The organism is Bellilinea sp., from assembly GCF_034432615.1.
GTDB lineage: Bacteria > Chloroflexota > Anaerolineae > Anaerolineales > Anaerolineaceae > Bellilinea.
In genome coordinates this window covers 1-15,664 of record NZ_DAOUBL010000330.1, presented here as the reverse complement: position 1 = coordinate 15,664, position 15,664 = coordinate 1, and the positions used below count along the sequence as shown (strand labels likewise).

Here is a 15,664-nt window from a genome sequence, read left to right as displayed (position 1 = left end):
ATGGACAGGATCCTTAACAATACACTAACTACCGAATCGGGACGAACTTGCCAAGTCCTTAACCTTTTGGGGAGTGGTGGACAAGGTGAAGTGTATGAAGTTGAAATGGAAGGTCGCAGGTATGCTTTAAAATGGTATTTTTCGGAAAACGCCACCAACGAGCAGTTAGAGGTTTTAAGAGAATTAATCCGAATAGGCGCACCTGACAACCGCTTTCTCTGGCCGCTTGAATTGGTACTTTCGAAAAAAGATCAACCTTTTGGTTATCTCATGTTTTTGCGTGAGAGCCGCTTTAAGGGCTTGGTAGACTTAATGAAAAGGCGCGCTGAACCCACTTTTCGGTCGCTTTGCACCGCCGGCTTTGGATTGGCTGACAGCTACATGCAGCTCCATTCAAAAGGCTTATGTTACCGTGATATTTCCTTTGGCAATGTGTTTTTTGACCCTGATACTGGAGAAGTATTGATTTGTGATAATGATAATGTCGGTATAACCGGCCGCAGTTACAGCGGCGTGCTGGGCACGCCTCGCTTCATGGCCCCAGAAGTGGTGCGCGGCGAAGCACAACCTTCTATCAAAACAGACCGTTTCTCTTTAGCAGTTCTGTTATTTTATATGTTCCTGCTGCATCACCCCCTTGAGGGCAAACGCGAATATGAAATCCGTTGTTTTGACCTTTCAGCCATGCGCAAATTGTATGGGGAGCAACCACTTTTTATCTTTGACCCGTCAGACGATTCTAACCGTCCTGTGGAATATCACCAGCAGAACCCGTTGCTTTACTGGCCAATTTACCCAAAATTTTTGAGAGATTTGTTTACACGATCCTTTACCGACGGAATAAAAGACCCGGAAAACGGACGGGTGGTAGAAAGTGAATGGCGGCAAGCGTTCATAAAACTGCGCGACGCGATAATTTATTGTTCAAACTGTGGGGCAGAAAACTTTTATGATGTCGAAAAGATCAAGAACAAATTACGTTTTATTTGCTGGCATTGCAATAAAATCATCCATTTGCCGATGCGACTGAAACTGGATGGTAATGTGATCATGCTGAATCACGATACCCAATTATTTCCTCACCACGTGGGAAATTTGTATGATTTTTCCAAACCGATTGCAGCTGTTACCAAAAACCCCAGCAATCCCAATTTGTGGGGGCTGCGCAATCTATCTGAAAAACGCTGGACGGCAACCTTGAGAGATGGCAGAATGTTAGAGATATCGCCCGGCAAAGCAGTTATTTTGGAAGACCGGGTGAAGATTAACTTTGGCGGTAAGGAAGGCGAAGTCCGCTCTTTTAGTCCGTAAACTCACAAGGCACCGGTTGGCCACCAGTCCATTCGGAATCGGTATAAAAATAAACCTCAACCTGGACGTGCTTGTAATCCCCAAAGTCGTATCCCAAGCTTTTTCGACTGACTTTGGCAAAACTGAGTGGATAGGCTTCTTGAATTACATCACCGACCCGCATTGCTATGCGCCGACCATCATAAATGCTCTTACCATGTCCCCAAATCAACAGCAATCCGGCACGATAGGAAGGATTATTAGGCAGCATTCTGTTGAGTTGTTTGAGAATAGCATCTTTCTCACTTCCATCGGATGGATCTGTCCCTTTCAGCTCAAGGTTATAGCATTGCGGTTTGGAAAGGCCAACCGGCGCTAAACCTGTTGGAACGGGGGTGATGGAAGCAGTTTCAATTTGACTTAGGCTGCGGTCTATTTTTGGGGTAGGGGTTGAGGTGGGCGTAGATGTTGAGGTAGCTGTTGGAGTGGAAGTTAAGGTTGGGGTAAGGGGCGGCGGAGTCGGTGGCGGCGGTGGACTGGAAAGCAGAAATATCATGGACAGACCTAGGAGTAGATCAGCAAACAGCCAGCCTGCTAAATTGATGGTGTTTTGCGAAGTAGACCAATTGCTCAACGCTGAATCCCCCTTTGAAGATTTAGAAGTGGATTAATACCCATGCTTGCGTTCTTGGGAGCGATGCTTTCCAATATATCCAGTTCAACACCCACGAAAAAACCGATTTCATCAAACAGGCCGGGGAGGTACCAACGCTTAATGGTTAAGGGGTCTTTCTTTGCCACGGCTTGTTTGAGGATCTTGAGAGTCTTGATCTGGTAGTGGAGTTTCTGACGCCTGAGGTAAGCAGACCAATGATCATTTTTTGCGGTTTCAATCGTCAATCTAGCCAAATATTGGGGTATGGCATCCGGCCGGATTGCTTTGTTTTCAAAATTTTCTCGGAACAATTGCACAGGAAATTGGTATTCGGGGGTCATGAGGATTGAATTTCTCAGTTTTTGCTAAAAATTATACTTTGTTTTCGTCTTTTCGTTATAAAAAAGGTCTAAAAATGTTTGTCGTTGGTATTCACGAAAATAAGGAATTTTGTATAATAGGGCTATTCGTTCAACCAAAACCATAGAGGGGCCTTTATGACCAAAACCAGTTCGCTTGCTGATGAAATCCAAAAACTCCAGGAACGAATTACAGTGTTCCTTACTCAACTCCAACAATATGGTATCAAGACATCAATTATTCAGGCATTAGATCAAATCCGCGATTGGTTAGATCAAGATTCAGGATACTGGCTAAATTTGAATGTTTTTGGGGCATTGGCCAGTGATCGATTTCTCCAAGAGGGCAGAAACACTCCGATTAAGTGGCATCGAGTCTACCCCTTTGTCCAGTATTTTGAATATCTTCGAAATATAGCCATATTCTTTCCAATCTTATACACCTGGTTTGAGCTTTCAAGGGCAACCTGGGCCTACGGAGTATTGTTAAATCAACAGCCTGAGCTGCGCAATGAGAATCTTTTGTTTCTATGGCAGAGCGGAACCCTGAACCAAGTAGGCACAAGAGCTCCAAGCCCCTTCAGTGTTGTTGCGCTAGTTGATGTCATCATCATCTTGGGTATTATCTTGCTCTCACTCTTAATCAATCTTTTCCGCGATTATCAGGATCGTCGCAGAGAGGAAATTCTTAACAATTTGGCGGTGGAATTAGGCGAAATAGCATGGGAAGTCAACCGTATTTTTATGCTCAAACGTCGTCAGTTTTTTGAGACCGCTGAAGAACGTACCATTATACTGATAAACGGATTGGAAAACTTTGTTGAAGAAATGAAAGACCAGTATCGTGATGCTCTTGAAACAACTGTTCGAAGTGCAGAAAAGATCATGGCATCAGTTCAGGATCAAGTCGATCACCTTGCCAATCAAAATTCAGATCTGGCAAGCAGGCAAAAATCTTATCTGGATAACCTGACTCTGAAGCTTGATCAGGTATTGTCCAAGATTTCGACCAAGCAGGATGAATGGACGAATCAGCTAATTGAAGCAGGAAAAACCTACAAGCAACAATGGGATCAGATCATCTTACAGTGGAGAGAAGAGCTGGGAAAGTTAAACACTGCTACAAACGAGCAGATGGAACACATCATGGAGTTAAGGAACTCATTCGGCGTGTTTCGTGACAATATGAAGACGTTTCAGCGAGCTGCCCAACAAATCGTTCCGGCTATGGAAGATTTAACCAAAACCATCCCGGAAGGATTGACTGGTTTCAGCAAAAGTCAATCTCGCTTGATTGATAGCCTGCAAGGCGTAGAAGGTTCATTGCGTAGTGTAGAGTTAGTTGCCTTGGAATGGTCTAAGGAAATGGATAGAGCCTTAACCGAGCTGCGGGATATTAAGTTTACCGATGGCGGAAATGGTTTCAAGGGCAATGATGGACAATCAAACTAGCGTTTCTTTCTCTCCGGTGGATGCTATCCTCGTTGACCTAAAAAATGGTGTTCACCCCGAAAAAATCAAAATAAACTTTCCCTGGGTGCAGCTAACCCCTGAGGATCGCCAAACGCTGATCGAAAAGGCGTGTGGTTTCAGCCACGCCTGTAAGTCTCTGTTGCGATTATTGGGTCTTATGGTCGAAGACGTCCCGGTCGAATATCGTTGGGATCAAGTTGATATTTTATTTGCCGGATTTCAATACCTTGGGTGGAATGAACCTCAAAAACAGATCGCGCTGATCCATATCGAACAGGCACTTTCGCAGCTTTCTGCTCTAGTGGAAAACCAGAGACCGGATTTACGGCAGACTTATCATGGTTATCGCGCCCGGTTTTACCTGTTAAGAGGAAGTTTTTTTTATGAGAAAGTCGAATTATTCCGTTCAGTTGAGGATTTCAAGCGGGCAGCCGAGGCATTCAGGCAAGCTGGCAATATAAAACAGGCGACCCGACTGGATTATCTCTCCCGGGGAATTGCCGCTTTGGTGCAAGAGAAAAATCAGCCTTTGGAAACTGGGACGAAGGATGACTTCTTGTTTCGCTTCTTAAGGCAAGAGGAAAAAAATCTACTAAACGAGATTACAGAACACAAGCTGGAAATTGAGGCGTTAGACGAAAACATCCGCTCTAAAAAAGATTGGTTATTGAAACTGGAGGTAAACCTGCAGGATTATCAAAAACAGATTCAAGAATTGCAGCAGCAACTCGCTGAGTACAGGATTTATGAAAATTTTGTTGGAGAACTGCGCCATCACATCTCTGCTCCGTTATGGCAAGAAGTGCTTCTGCTTGCCTTACAACAAGGGGAGGTAGATGAGTTAACCAAACAGGCCATTGAACGACTAAGTTTGACAAAGAATGGCTGGGATCAAAACCTGCTTACGAAAGCCCTGATCAAAATTGGAAGAATGGAAGAAGATGTTGCTGAACAGACAGCAAAAGGTTTTACTTTGATTGAACAGGCAAAAACAAAAACGGATGAAAATGTTCTCCGGTCTGCGCGATGGATGGGGGAAGGATGGAAATCGGTATTGGATGCGTTGGAACGGAAATTGAGGCAAATGAGAGAGTTTGAAGATTTTACAATATAGCTAGTGAAAACCTTATTACAACCTGTGATGACGCAACCGGAACGCCCTGACAGCTTATGTTGGATCGGCTCAGGTTACCACCGGTTTGCCAGTTGAACACCCTAATAATTTCCCGCCTGTTCCGTCCTCCACGCCGGCTCTCCTCCAAAAATAGCGCGCATAAGGACAACAGTCCCGGCTTCGTAGCCGGTGAACCTCTTGCCCTGCTCAACACTCGGCTGACAGGCTTCGGTTATGACCCAGCCACTGGATCAGCCGCTGGTTTATTCACCGTCTGTCAGGTTGTACAGGCGCGCGGTCCGAAGGTTTCACCCTTCGGTCGCGTTCACCCATTTTGATTTTTTTCAAAGAATGGATATACTAATTCAAGAGCGGTGCGGCCCTGCTGCCGACTGCAGCAAGGCTGAAACAGCCGCTGCACGCTTCAGAATGCAGCGCAAAAATTCAGTTTTGCTTTGCACAACGCACACCTCTACGGGAGAAGAACACACCATGATGGATCTCAACACGCTCGAAACCTGGCTGTGGGATGCCGCCTGCGCGATTCGCGGCCCGGTGGATGCACCCAAATTCAAGGATTACATCCTGCCGCTCGTGTTTCTCAAGCGGCTTTCGGATGTGTTTGATGATGAACTGGAACGCCTGACCGCCGAGTACGGCAGCCGCGACCTGGCGCTGCGCCTGCTGGAGCAGGAGCGGGAACGTGGGAAGGTGCACCTGGTGCGCTTTTATATCCCCGAAAACGCCCGTTGGCCAGCCATCCGCCAGCGCGGGGTGGCTGCCTTAGGGCAGTTCCTGACCGATGCAGTGCGGGATGTGGCACACGAAAACCCCTCCTTGCAGGGTGTGATCAACATGGTGGATTTTAACGCTACCGCCGCCGGACAGCGCATTATTTCCGACCAGCATCTGGCGGCTTTGGTGGAGGTGCTCTCCCGCCAGCGGCTGGGTTTGAAAGATGTTGAGCCGGATATTCTAGGGCGCGCTTACGAGTACCTGCTGCGCAAATTTGCCGAGGGACAGGGTCAAAGCGCCGGCGAGTTCTATACCCCGCGGGAAGTCGGCCTCCTCATGGCGCGTCTGCTCGAGCCGCAGCCGGGGATGACCGTCTATGACCCAACCTGCGGCTCCGGCGGGCTGCTGATCAAGTGCCATTTGCGCTTGCTGGAAACGCACGGCATCGTGGAGAACGGCCGCCCCAAGCTGCCGCCCGGCACCGCTCCGCTGCGTTTGTACGGGCAGGAGATCAACCCGGCTACCTTTGCCATGGCGCGCATGAACGCCGTCATCCACGACCTGCAGGCCGACATCCGCATCGGCGACACCATGCGCCATCCGGCCTTTGTGGACGCTGCCGGGCGTTTGCAGACCTTCGACCGGGTGACCGCCAACCCGATGTGGAATCAAAAATTTTCCGTCGAGAGTTACGAAAACGACCCGTTCGAGCGCTTTGCGCTGGGCAAGCCGCCCTCCTCCAGCGCGGATTGGGGCTGGCTGCAGCACATGCTGGCTTCGTTGAACGACGGCGGCCGGATGGCCGTTGTGCTGGATACCGGCGCGGTCAGCCGCGGCAGCGGCAACAGCGGTTCCAACCGCGAGCGTGACATCCGCAAGAAATTCGTTGAAAGCGACCTGATCGAGGCGGTCATCCTGCTGCCCGAAAACCTGTTCTACAACACGACTGCACCCGGCATCATCCTGGTAGTCAACCGCCGCAAGCCGCGCCGCAAGGAAATTTTGCTGATCAACGCCAGCCAGCAATTTGCCAAGGGGCGGCCCAAGAACTACCTGAGCGAGGAGCATGTCGCCCGCATCGCCGACCTGTACCGCGAATGGCGCACCGAGGAGGGCCTTTCAGCCGTCATCACCGGCGACGAAGCCGCCCGCAACGACTACAATCTTTCCCCCAGCCGCTATGTGAGCGTCAACGGCAAGGACGAGGTGCTGCCGCTGGAGGAAGCGGTGGTGCGCCTGCTCGAAGCGGAAGAGGAGCGCGCCGCCGCCGACCGCGCCCTGCATGAGGTGCTGCGCAGCCTGGGGGTGCTATGAGGAAAAAGGAGATTTTTACCGCAGAGAACACAGAGAACGCGGAGGTTGACTCTGTGGCCTCTGTGCGCTCTGTGGCGAACACCGATGACCTTCCCGACGGCTTCCAGATGACCGAACTCGGCCCCTTGCCCAAAGAGTGGCGGGTGGTGGGGTTGGGGGAGGTGGTGGAAAAGACCAGACAACTCGATCCCGGCAAAAATCCTGATTGGTCGTTCAAATACATAGATGTTTCAAGTGTCGATAACGAATTGCTCCGCATTATAACCTATCAGAATTTTATAGGGGAAAAAGCACCAAGCCGAGCGCGCAAAAGTATAAAAGCTGGAGATGTACTTTTTGCAACTGTTAGACCTTATCTTAAGCGGGTAGCTATGGTGCCCTCTGAGCTGGATGGGCATATTTGCTCTACTGCTTTCTGTGTACTTAGGGCAAAGAGCGAAATTGATGCTTACTACCTGTTTTTCGCTGTTTCACAAGATTCTTTTGTACAAAGGGTTGCTGAGCATCAAAGAGGATCAAGTTATCCTGCCGTAACTGACCAGGATGTACTGCGGCAATTCATCCCCCTCCCCCCGCTCGCCGAGCAGCGCGCCATTGCCCACGTGCTGCGCACGGTGCAGCGGGCGAAGGAGGCGGCCGACGGCGTCATCGCCGCGCTGAAAGACCTGAAGAAAAGCCTGATGCAGCACCTCTTTACCTACGGCCCCGTCCCCGTGACGGAGCGCGAGCGCGTGGCGATGCAGGAGAGCGAACTCGGCCCCCTCCCCGCCCACTGGCGGGTGGTGCGGTTGGGGGAGGTGGCGGAAAAGACCAGACAACTCGATCCTTGTAAAACTCCTGATTGGTCATTCAAATATGTAGATGTCTCAAGTATTGATAACGAATCTCTTCGCATCACAAGGTGTCAAAGTTTCATAGGGAAAGAAGCACCAAGCCGAGCGCGCAAACAAATAAAATTTGGAGATGTACTATTTGCAACTGTTAGACCGTATCTAAAGCGTATTGCTATGGTTCCATCTGAGTTGGATGGGCAAATTTGCTCTACTGCATTCTGTGTACTTAGAGCAAAGAGCGAAATTGATGCTTGTTATCTTTTTTTTGCTGTTTCACAAGAGTCTTTTGTGCAAAGGATTGTTGAGTATCAAAGAGGGTCAAGTTATCCTGCAGTAACTGACCAGGATCTACTGCGGGAATTAATCCCCCTTCCTCCGCTCGACGAGCAGCGCGAGATCGCCCGCATCTTGCAGGCGGTGGATGCCCGCATCGCCGCCGGGCAGGCACGCCGCGCCGCGCTGGAGGAACTGTTCAAAACCCTGCTGCATGTATTGATGAGCGCCAGAATCCGTCTGCCCGCTGAATTTGTAATCCAGTTTGAGGAGTGATCATGGTCGTTGTAAATCCCCAACCCCCACGAGCCAATCCAGAAAATCTGCTTACCATCATCAAGGAGGCTTATCACGGCAAAGTGGTACTGCCGGAGTTCCAGCGCTCTTTCGTCTGGACGCGTGAAAACATCGAAGAACTGCTGGTTTCCATTCTTCAGGGTTATTTCATCGGCACTTTTCTGATTCTGGATACACCGCCCGAACAGGCCATTTTCCCTTTCCGACCGGTCGAAGGCAGAGACACGATATTCGTGGACCGCGGCACTCCCCATCATCCCATCGTTCGGTTGGTGCTGGACGGCCAGCAGCGCATTACTTCGCTTTTTTATGTTTTATACGAGCCAGACATTCCCTTGTCTGGCAGCCGCAATTCCTACCATTTCTTTCTTCGCCTGGACGCGCTCGTCAAAAATGAACCCGAAGATGCTGTCGTGGGTGTTTCGTTTGCTGACCGTTCACGTTATCCCAAAATGCTTTCCTTAGTGAACGAAGGTTACGCTCTTCGTTTTTCCTCACTTCTAAATCCGAACAGTTTCTATCGGTGGCTTTATGAGCAACAAACAGCCTTTCGTACCCAAGAAGAAAGACAGGCTATCAGTGAATTTTTTAACCGTTTTAGTCAATTCATGGTGCCGGTCGTTTCCGTTTCCCCCGAAACAGGCAGAGAAAACATTATCAACATCTTTGAACGAATCAACCGCACGGGTGTCAGCCTGTCCCTATTTGATCTTACTGCCGCGCGCCTCTACCGCAAGGGAATAAACTTGCGCGGACTGTGGAAGGAATTTGCCGGCCAGAATAAAGAACTTTCCAAACAGATCAAGCCGGAGTTTGTCCTCAAAACGGTTGCTCTTCTGGCAGGCAGGGAAGTTCGTAAAAGTGTTCTGCTGGATGTCATTGACGAATTGGACGTGGCACATTTCGAAACCCAATGGCGCACAGCCTGCACTTTTCTGGCTGCTGCCTATCGAAGGCTTATATCACCGCAGGGTTATGGGGCAATTGCACCGCGTTGGATTCACTATACTACCCTTCTAGTGCCTTTGGCGGTTCTACTCCATTATGTTGAGGAGCGGCACGGCGGAGAAGCGATGTACCGCAAGATAGATCGCTGGTATTGGGCAAATGTCTTTGGACAAAGGTATGATCAGGCGGTGGACACGACTTCTTACCGTGATGTACGCGAAGTGAAGGAATGGCTGGATGGCGGCACCTGCCCCAACTGGTTGCAAAACTGGCGAACAGACCAGCTCGATCTTGAAACCATTAGCGATCAACGCTCGGTCATCTACCGAGGACTGATGTGCCTGATCGTCAAAACCGGAGCAAAGGATTTCATCAACGGCCAGGCGGCTGTCCTTGCAGAATGCCAGGACGATCACATTTTTCCCAGAGCAAGGTACCGGCACGAGCCACTTGTCAACAGCATTCTCAACCGCACGCTGATCTCCTCCACGTCCAATCAAATCAAAAGCGATAAGCGCCCTTCTGAATATCTGCCAGTGTTTTTGGAGCAGCACGGAGGAAATACGGATCGGCTGCGTGACACGCTGAACTCTCATCTCATTTCCGAAGAAGCCCAACAAGCGATGGAGCGAGATGATTTTTCTGCCTTTCTTCAGGCGCGAAAACAAACCTTTCAACAAGAAATTGCCCGCAGAGTAAGAGGTGACCCATGACACTTGCATCCGAACGCCGCGTGGTGCAAAACCCGCTCATCCGCTACGCCGAGGAAGCCGGCTGGAACTATATTTCCCCAGAGGATGCCCTGCACCTGCGCCACGGTTTCGATCAGCCGCTGCTTCGGGATGTGCTGATTGCCCGGTTACAGATTCTCAACCCCGGCGTCATCCCTTCTGCCGAGCAGGCCGGCGAGGTCATCGCCCGACTGCTGCGCCTGCGCCCCGACATCGAGGGCAACCGCGAAGCGTGGGAGTACCTCAAAGGGCTGAAAACCGTTTTCGTCGAGGCCGAGCGCCGCGAGCGCAACCTGCGCCTGATAGATCCGCAGCATGTCGAGGCAAATACCTTCCACGTCACCAATGAGTTCCGTTTTGACAGCAGGAGCAGCCGCATCCGCGCCGATGTGGTTTTTCTGGTCAACGGCATCCCGGTCATCCTGGTCGAAACCAAAGCCGCAACGCGTCTGGAGGGCATCGCAGAAGCCTTTGATCAGGTACGCCGCTACCACGCTGAAGCGCCGGAACTGCTGGCGCACATGCAGCTCTTTGCCCTCACGCACCTGGTGCAGTTCTTCTACGGGGCTACCTGGTCGCTTTCCCGCAAGGCGCTCTTTAACTGGCGGGAGGATGCAGCCGCAGCGGGCAGTGCCCCTGCCCGGCCCGACTTTGAAACGCTGGTCAAAAACTTTATTGCCCCGCGGCGCGTTTTGCGGGTGTTGAGCGATTATATTCTGTTTGCCCGCAAAGACGGCGAACTGACCAAAATCGTTCTTCGTCCGCATCAGATGCGCGCCATCGAGCGCGGTCTGAGCCGCGCCCGTGACCCGCAAAAAAGGCGCGGCTTGATCTGGCACACGCAAGGCTCGGGCAAAACCTACACCATGCTCACCCTGGCGCGCCAGATCATCCAAACGCCCGCCTTCGAGAACCCCACCGTCCTGCTGATTGTCGACCGCAATGAACTGCAAAGCCAGCTGTTTCAGAACCTCGAAGCAATCGGTTTTGGGCGGGTGCACCTGGCGCTGTCCAAACGCCACCTGCGCGACCTGCTCAGTGCGGATACGCGCGGTGTCATTGTTTCGATGATTCACAAATTTGACGACATGCCCGCCGATCTCAACCTGCGTCCCAACATCTTTGTGCTGGTGGATGAAGCGCACCGCACCACCGGCGGGGATTTGGGCAACTACCTGATGGGCGCCCTACCGAATGCCACCTACATCGGCTTTACCGGCACGCCGATTGACCGCACCGCGCACGGCCGCGGCACCTTCAAGACCTTTGGCAGCGATGACCCCAACGGCTATCTGGATAAATACTCCATCCGCGAATCCATCGAAGACGGCACCACCGTCCCCCTGCACTATCAGCTGGCGCCCAACGACCTGATTGCCGACCGCGAGGCGATGGAAAGGGATTTTTGGGCAGCTGCCGAACTGGAGGGCGTGGCCGATGTGGAAGAACTCAACCGCGTCCTCGACCGCGCCGTCACCCTGACCAACATGCTCAAGAACCGCGAGCGGGTTGACAAAGTTGCCCGCTTCGTTGCCGATCACTTTCGCCGGTTTGTTGAACCGATGGGCTACAAAGCCTTTCTGGTGGCGGTGGACCGCGAGGCGTGCTGTTTCTACAAAGAAGCCCTCGACCATTACCTGCCGCACGAGGCAAGCGCAGTCGTCATCAGCGCCGGACACAACGATCCGCCCCACATTCGCCGTTATCACCTGAGCGATGATCACGAAAGCGGCATCCGCAAAACCTTCCGCAAACCGGATGAAAAGCCGCAGATTCTGATAGTAACCGAGAAATTGCTGACCGGTTACGACGCGCCCATCCTCTACTGCATGTACCTGGACAAACCCATGCGCGATCATGTCCTGCTGCAGGCGATTGCCCGCGTCAACCGTCCCTACGAGAGTGAAGAAGGTCAGCGCAAGACCACCGGCCTGATTGTGGACTTTGTGGGCGTGTTTGAGAACCTGGAGCGGGCGCTGGCGTTCGACTCTCAGGAAGTCAGCGGGGTGGTTGAGGGGATTGAGGTTTTACAGGCGCGCTTTGCCGTCCTCGTAGAACAGGGTCGAGCGGAGTACCTGATCCTCACGGCTGAAAAAACCGAAGATAAGGCTGCTGAAGCGGTGCTGGAGCATTTCCGCGACAAAGAACGCCGTGAAGATTTTTATGCCTTTTTCCGCGAGCTGCAGGAAATTTACGAAATTCTCTCCCCTGATCCCTTCCTGCGCCCGTTTCTCAAGGATTATGAGCGGTTGGTGGCGGCCTACCATCTGGTGCGCAGCGCTTACGAGCCGCATATTCCGGTGGACAAATCCTTCCTGCGCAAGACGGCGGAGATTGTCCAGCAGCATACGCTAACCTCACAGATTAATGAGCCTCAGGCGACTTATGAAATCGGGCCGGAAGCGCTGCTTGCCCTGCTCCGCGAGGACAAGCCCGACACAGTCAAGGTCTTTAACCTGCTCAAAGAGTTGAACCGCATCGTTGCCGAACAGGGGAAGACGGCTCCCCATCTGATCCCGATTGGCGAGCGGGCAGAGCAGATCCGCCGCCGTTTTGAGGAACGGCTGATCTCGGCGCAGGAGGCGTTGAAAGAGCTGGACGAGGTGGTGAATCAACTGCAGGCAGCACAGGAAGAACGCCGCTCCAGCCCGCTTTCGGCGCAGGCGTTTGCTGTTGAATGGTGGCTGCGCACCCAGGGCATTGAGCCGGCGCAGGCTGCGCAGAGCGCGGCTTCGTTAGAAGAAGCCTTTGCCCTTTTCCCGCATTGGACAATCAGCGCTGCCGATGAGCGGGAATTGCGCACCCGGTTGTATAAAGATCTGATTGCCCTGGGCGTCAAAGAGGTGGTTGCCTGGGCCGACCGCATCCTGGACCTTTTACGGAGGGCAGCAGAATGAAAAAGGCCGAATCTTCCGAATGGATTGCGCTGGAAGAAGCGCTGCCGGTCGACCTGTTCATAACCGAAGTGCAGGCCTGGGCGCGGCGGCTGGAAGTCACCCCGCGTGAAATCCGCCTGCGCCCGATGAAACGCAAATGGGCGAGCTGCTCCTCGCGCGGACGCCTGACCTTCGACACCAATTTACTTAACCAGCCGCCCGACTTTCGCCGAGAGGTGATCGTTCACGAGCTGCTTCATCTTAAAGTGCCGAACCATGGAAAATTGTTCAAGGCGTTACTTAAGGCTTATCTGGAGCAGGGAGATGCGTTGGAAAAAACAAAACAATAGGCAATCGTATCGTTCTACTCGATATCCCTCGTCCCGGCCTTCGTTTCAAAAGGGGTATCAAGGTATTCGATATCACTCGTATCAGAAAAATCGTTGTATAAACTGTGGCAGGGAAATCGAACCCGAGAAGGGAGATTGGCATTATTGCAAACGGTGCAGGGAATTCTGGTATGTCGATCATTGTTGGAAATGTGGCGCTCCAATTGATAGCCGGGATCGGTCGAATAGTTACTGTCCTGAATGCAAACATTTCAATTGTTCTCGTTGTGGCAGCTGTTTGTGTGATAGATAATTTCGTAAGGTAAAGAAGGAATATACCATCCTGATTTTTGGTATTGGGTGATTGACTTTTAAGTTGCGTTATGTAATATTTAGGATAACGTGAGTTCGGGATATGTTCAAGATCCGGAAAGTAAAGCAATTACCCCCTCCCGCCTCCCCCTAAATCGCCCCAGCGATTTAGGGGGAGGTGCAGGTGGGGGTCAAACATCCTCAGAGAAATAAGAAGAGGATTTATCCCGAACTGAGGTTAGGATTGACTTGGGCAGTTTCCTCTGGTCAATTTTCCTTTTCGACAATTTCAGCGAAGAACGGTACGGTATTGTGCGGGTTTTAGAAAATTCTTTTCAAGGTAATCCAACATGAAACGAATTTGTCCGAAGCCAATCCGCTGGAGTGAAGCATTTAATAGGTTAACCGAATATGCTCAATCGCATCCTTGCGATCCGCCGTCACCGCCTATTCCCCTGATCCTTGCCGGCTGGGCTTTCAGCAACGATATTGACAAAAAGGAAAGATGGGAACAAACGGTTGCCTGGGCAGAAAAAAACGGGTGCGCCGACCTGATAGCCGGAATTCCCGAATCAGACTTTTACTATGCAAAGGAACCCACAAATTATGTGGTCGGCCCGTTGGGCGGACCAATGTATCTCCCGTGGGACTACGAATCGAAAATCCGTCCTTCCTTCGATCAACTTGCCCAACTCATGGAAAAGTTGATCTCTCAATGGAGCGAGATTGCGGGTGATGAACTGGCAAGGGTAACACGCCCGCTGGCATTCACCGGTAAAAAGGCGCGCCGTCTGCTTGTTCAGGCTGACGCTGATGCTGTCCCACCCTGGGGAGGTTGGTCTTATCTTTCAAGAGAAGAATCGAAGCGGCGAACTTTCACGCGTTTTCGCGCAGCCGTAAACCGGGCAATTGCTCCCCACGAGGTTGACCACATTGATTTTGTTGTTGAGCCGGTCTTACCGGCAAAACCGAGCAAAAGTTAGGAAAATCCCACTTCAACATCGAAAGCCGGTTTCTTCAGGCAGCAAAACGAGCAGTTGGGCAAAAAGCGGCCGCTAAAACTTCGCATAGTCGTAATGGCGAACCTGACCACAATTCTTACATCCATTGACATCATCAGGGGCGTGGCGGTTCTGGCTCCAGCGCACGCCCCACAGCAGGATTGTCCCATCATATGACCCAGAGATAAGTAACTTACCGCTTGGTGTAAAAATTACGCTGTGAACAGTATTATAGTGCCCATGTAAAGTACGAATCAAGGTGCCATCTGTTGTTTGCCAAAGACGTATTGTTCTATCGCTGGAGGCCGAGGCTAATAATGAACCGTCCGGCGAGAAGGTCGCACTAAATACCCAATCTTCATGCCCTTTTAACCGAAAAAATTTATTATCATCTACAAGATTCCATAGTCGCACGTTTCTATCACCTGAACAGGAGGCGATAAGCGTGCTGTCTGGCGAGAAAGCCACATGTTTTACACTCTTGGAATGCCCCTCAAATGTGCGCAATTTTGCCCCATCCTCAATTCGCCATAGTATAACGGTTTTATCATCCGAACCGGATGCAAGTAATGAACCGTCCGGTGAGAATGCTACGCTATTTACGCATTTTGAGTGACCCTTAAGGGTACGATATAAAAGTCCGTCTGTCACCTTCCATAACCTAATCGTATGATCGTCGGATGCTGTAGCAATCAGGTTGCTAGTTGGGGAGAAGGCTACGCTGTTCACCCATTTAGCATGTTTTCCAATGGTTCTCAGTTGCTTTTTCTCAGAAACAGACCATAACAGTACTGTTTTATCCTCTAACGAACAGACAAGAAAACTACCGTCTGGTGAGAAGGTCACTCTGCGTACCTCTGATCTGGTTTTGAGGAGATCAATTTTTGCAAAATCTTTCGTGTCGTAACATATAATCCCAGATGAAGATGCTGCTGCCAGCATTTCTCCATTTGGCGATAGGACCAGTTGTCTGACTTCATCAATCCTTTGGTGCTTGAGTTTTACTACCTGTCGTGCAGTTTCAAGTGTTATCGGGAGTTCGGTTGTTGTTTTGCGCCGGTAGGCCTCCCGCGCTTCCGCCAGCCGGCGCTGAAAGGCCTGCATCTCTTCGGCGGTCAGCCGGC

Annotated in this window: 11 protein-coding genes and 1 pseudogene; 9 read left to right on the top strand and 3 right to left on the bottom strand. The window is 51.2% G+C overall.

The window, feature by feature from the left end:
- Complete coding sequence (locus tag VAE48_RS14850; protein ID WP_322794113.1) at nt 1-1,311, top strand: protein kinase domain-containing protein; 1,311 nt, start codon at nt 1-3, stop codon at nt 1,309-1,311.
- On the opposite strand, the gene VAE48_RS14845 is transcribed toward VAE48_RS14850, so the two are convergent.
- A complete protein-coding gene (locus VAE48_RS14845; protein WP_322794112.1) occupies nt 1,301-1,924 on the bottom strand; it encodes a hypothetical protein in 624 nt (207 codons plus the stop codon). The genes VAE48_RS14850 and VAE48_RS14845 overlap by 11 nt on opposite strands.
- Complete coding sequence (locus VAE48_RS14840; protein WP_322794111.1) at nt 1,921-2,286, bottom strand: hypothetical protein; 366 nt, start codon at nt 2,284-2,286, stop codon at nt 1,921-1,923. The genes VAE48_RS14845 and VAE48_RS14840 overlap by 4 nt, the downstream gene beginning before the upstream one ends.
- A gap of 156 nt (nt 2,287-2,442) precedes the next feature.
- Between VAE48_RS14840 and VAE48_RS14835 the strand changes: the two genes are divergently transcribed.
- The 8 genes from VAE48_RS14835 to VAE48_RS14800 all read left to right on the top strand — a co-directional run bounded on the left by VAE48_RS14835 (nt 2,443) and on the right by VAE48_RS14800 (nt 14,522).
- Nucleotides 2,443-3,756, top strand: a complete 1,314-nt coding sequence (locus tag VAE48_RS14835; RefSeq protein WP_322794110.1) for a hypothetical protein — start codon at nt 2,443-2,445, stop codon at nt 3,754-3,756.
- Nucleotides 3,713-4,891: a hypothetical protein gene (locus VAE48_RS14830; protein WP_322794109.1), complete on the top strand. Its 1,179-nt coding sequence runs from the start codon at nt 3,713-3,715 to the stop codon at nt 4,889-4,891. The genes VAE48_RS14835 and VAE48_RS14830 overlap by 44 nt, the downstream gene beginning before the upstream one ends.
- Nucleotides 4,892-5,386: 495 nt before the next feature.
- Nucleotides 5,387-6,940 carry an N-6 DNA methylase gene (locus VAE48_RS14825; protein ID WP_416181059.1) on the top strand — a complete coding sequence of 518 codons (1,554 nt, stop codon included), beginning with the start codon at nt 5,387-5,389 and terminating at the stop codon, nt 6,938-6,940.
- Nucleotides 6,937-8,322: a restriction endonuclease subunit S gene (locus VAE48_RS14820; RefSeq protein ID WP_322794107.1), complete on the top strand. Its 1,386-nt coding sequence runs from the start codon at nt 6,937-6,939 to the stop codon at nt 8,320-8,322. The genes VAE48_RS14825 and VAE48_RS14820 overlap by 4 nt, the downstream gene beginning before the upstream one ends.
- 2 nt (nt 8,323-8,324) lie before the next feature.
- Entirely contained in the window at nt 8,325-10,004 is a 1,680-nt protein-coding gene (locus VAE48_RS14815) for a GmrSD restriction endonuclease domain-containing protein (RefSeq protein WP_322794106.1), read from the top strand.
- Nucleotides 10,001-12,919 (top strand): HsdR family type I site-specific deoxyribonuclease, encoded by a 2,919-nt coding sequence (locus VAE48_RS14810; protein WP_322794105.1) that lies wholly within the window; start codon nt 10,001-10,003, stop codon nt 12,917-12,919. The genes VAE48_RS14815 and VAE48_RS14810 overlap by 4 nt, the downstream gene beginning before the upstream one ends.
- A complete protein-coding gene (locus VAE48_RS14805; protein ID WP_322794104.1) occupies nt 12,916-13,248 on the top strand; it encodes a M48 family metallopeptidase in 333 nt (110 codons plus the stop codon). Before VAE48_RS14810 ends, VAE48_RS14805 begins: the two co-directional genes overlap by 4 nt.
- 641 nt (nt 13,249-13,889) lie before the next feature.
- The gene (locus tag VAE48_RS14800; RefSeq protein ID WP_322794103.1) at nt 13,890-14,522 is read left to right on the top strand and encodes a hypothetical protein; all 633 of its coding nucleotides are present in this window, start codon (nt 13,890-13,892) and stop codon (nt 14,520-14,522) included.
- Between the two features lie 72 nt (nt 14,523-14,594).
- Here VAE48_RS14800 and VAE48_RS14795 read toward each other — a convergent pair.
- Nucleotides 14,595-15,664 (bottom strand): annotated as a pseudogene (locus VAE48_RS14795) (WD40 repeat domain-containing protein); the annotation flags it as partial.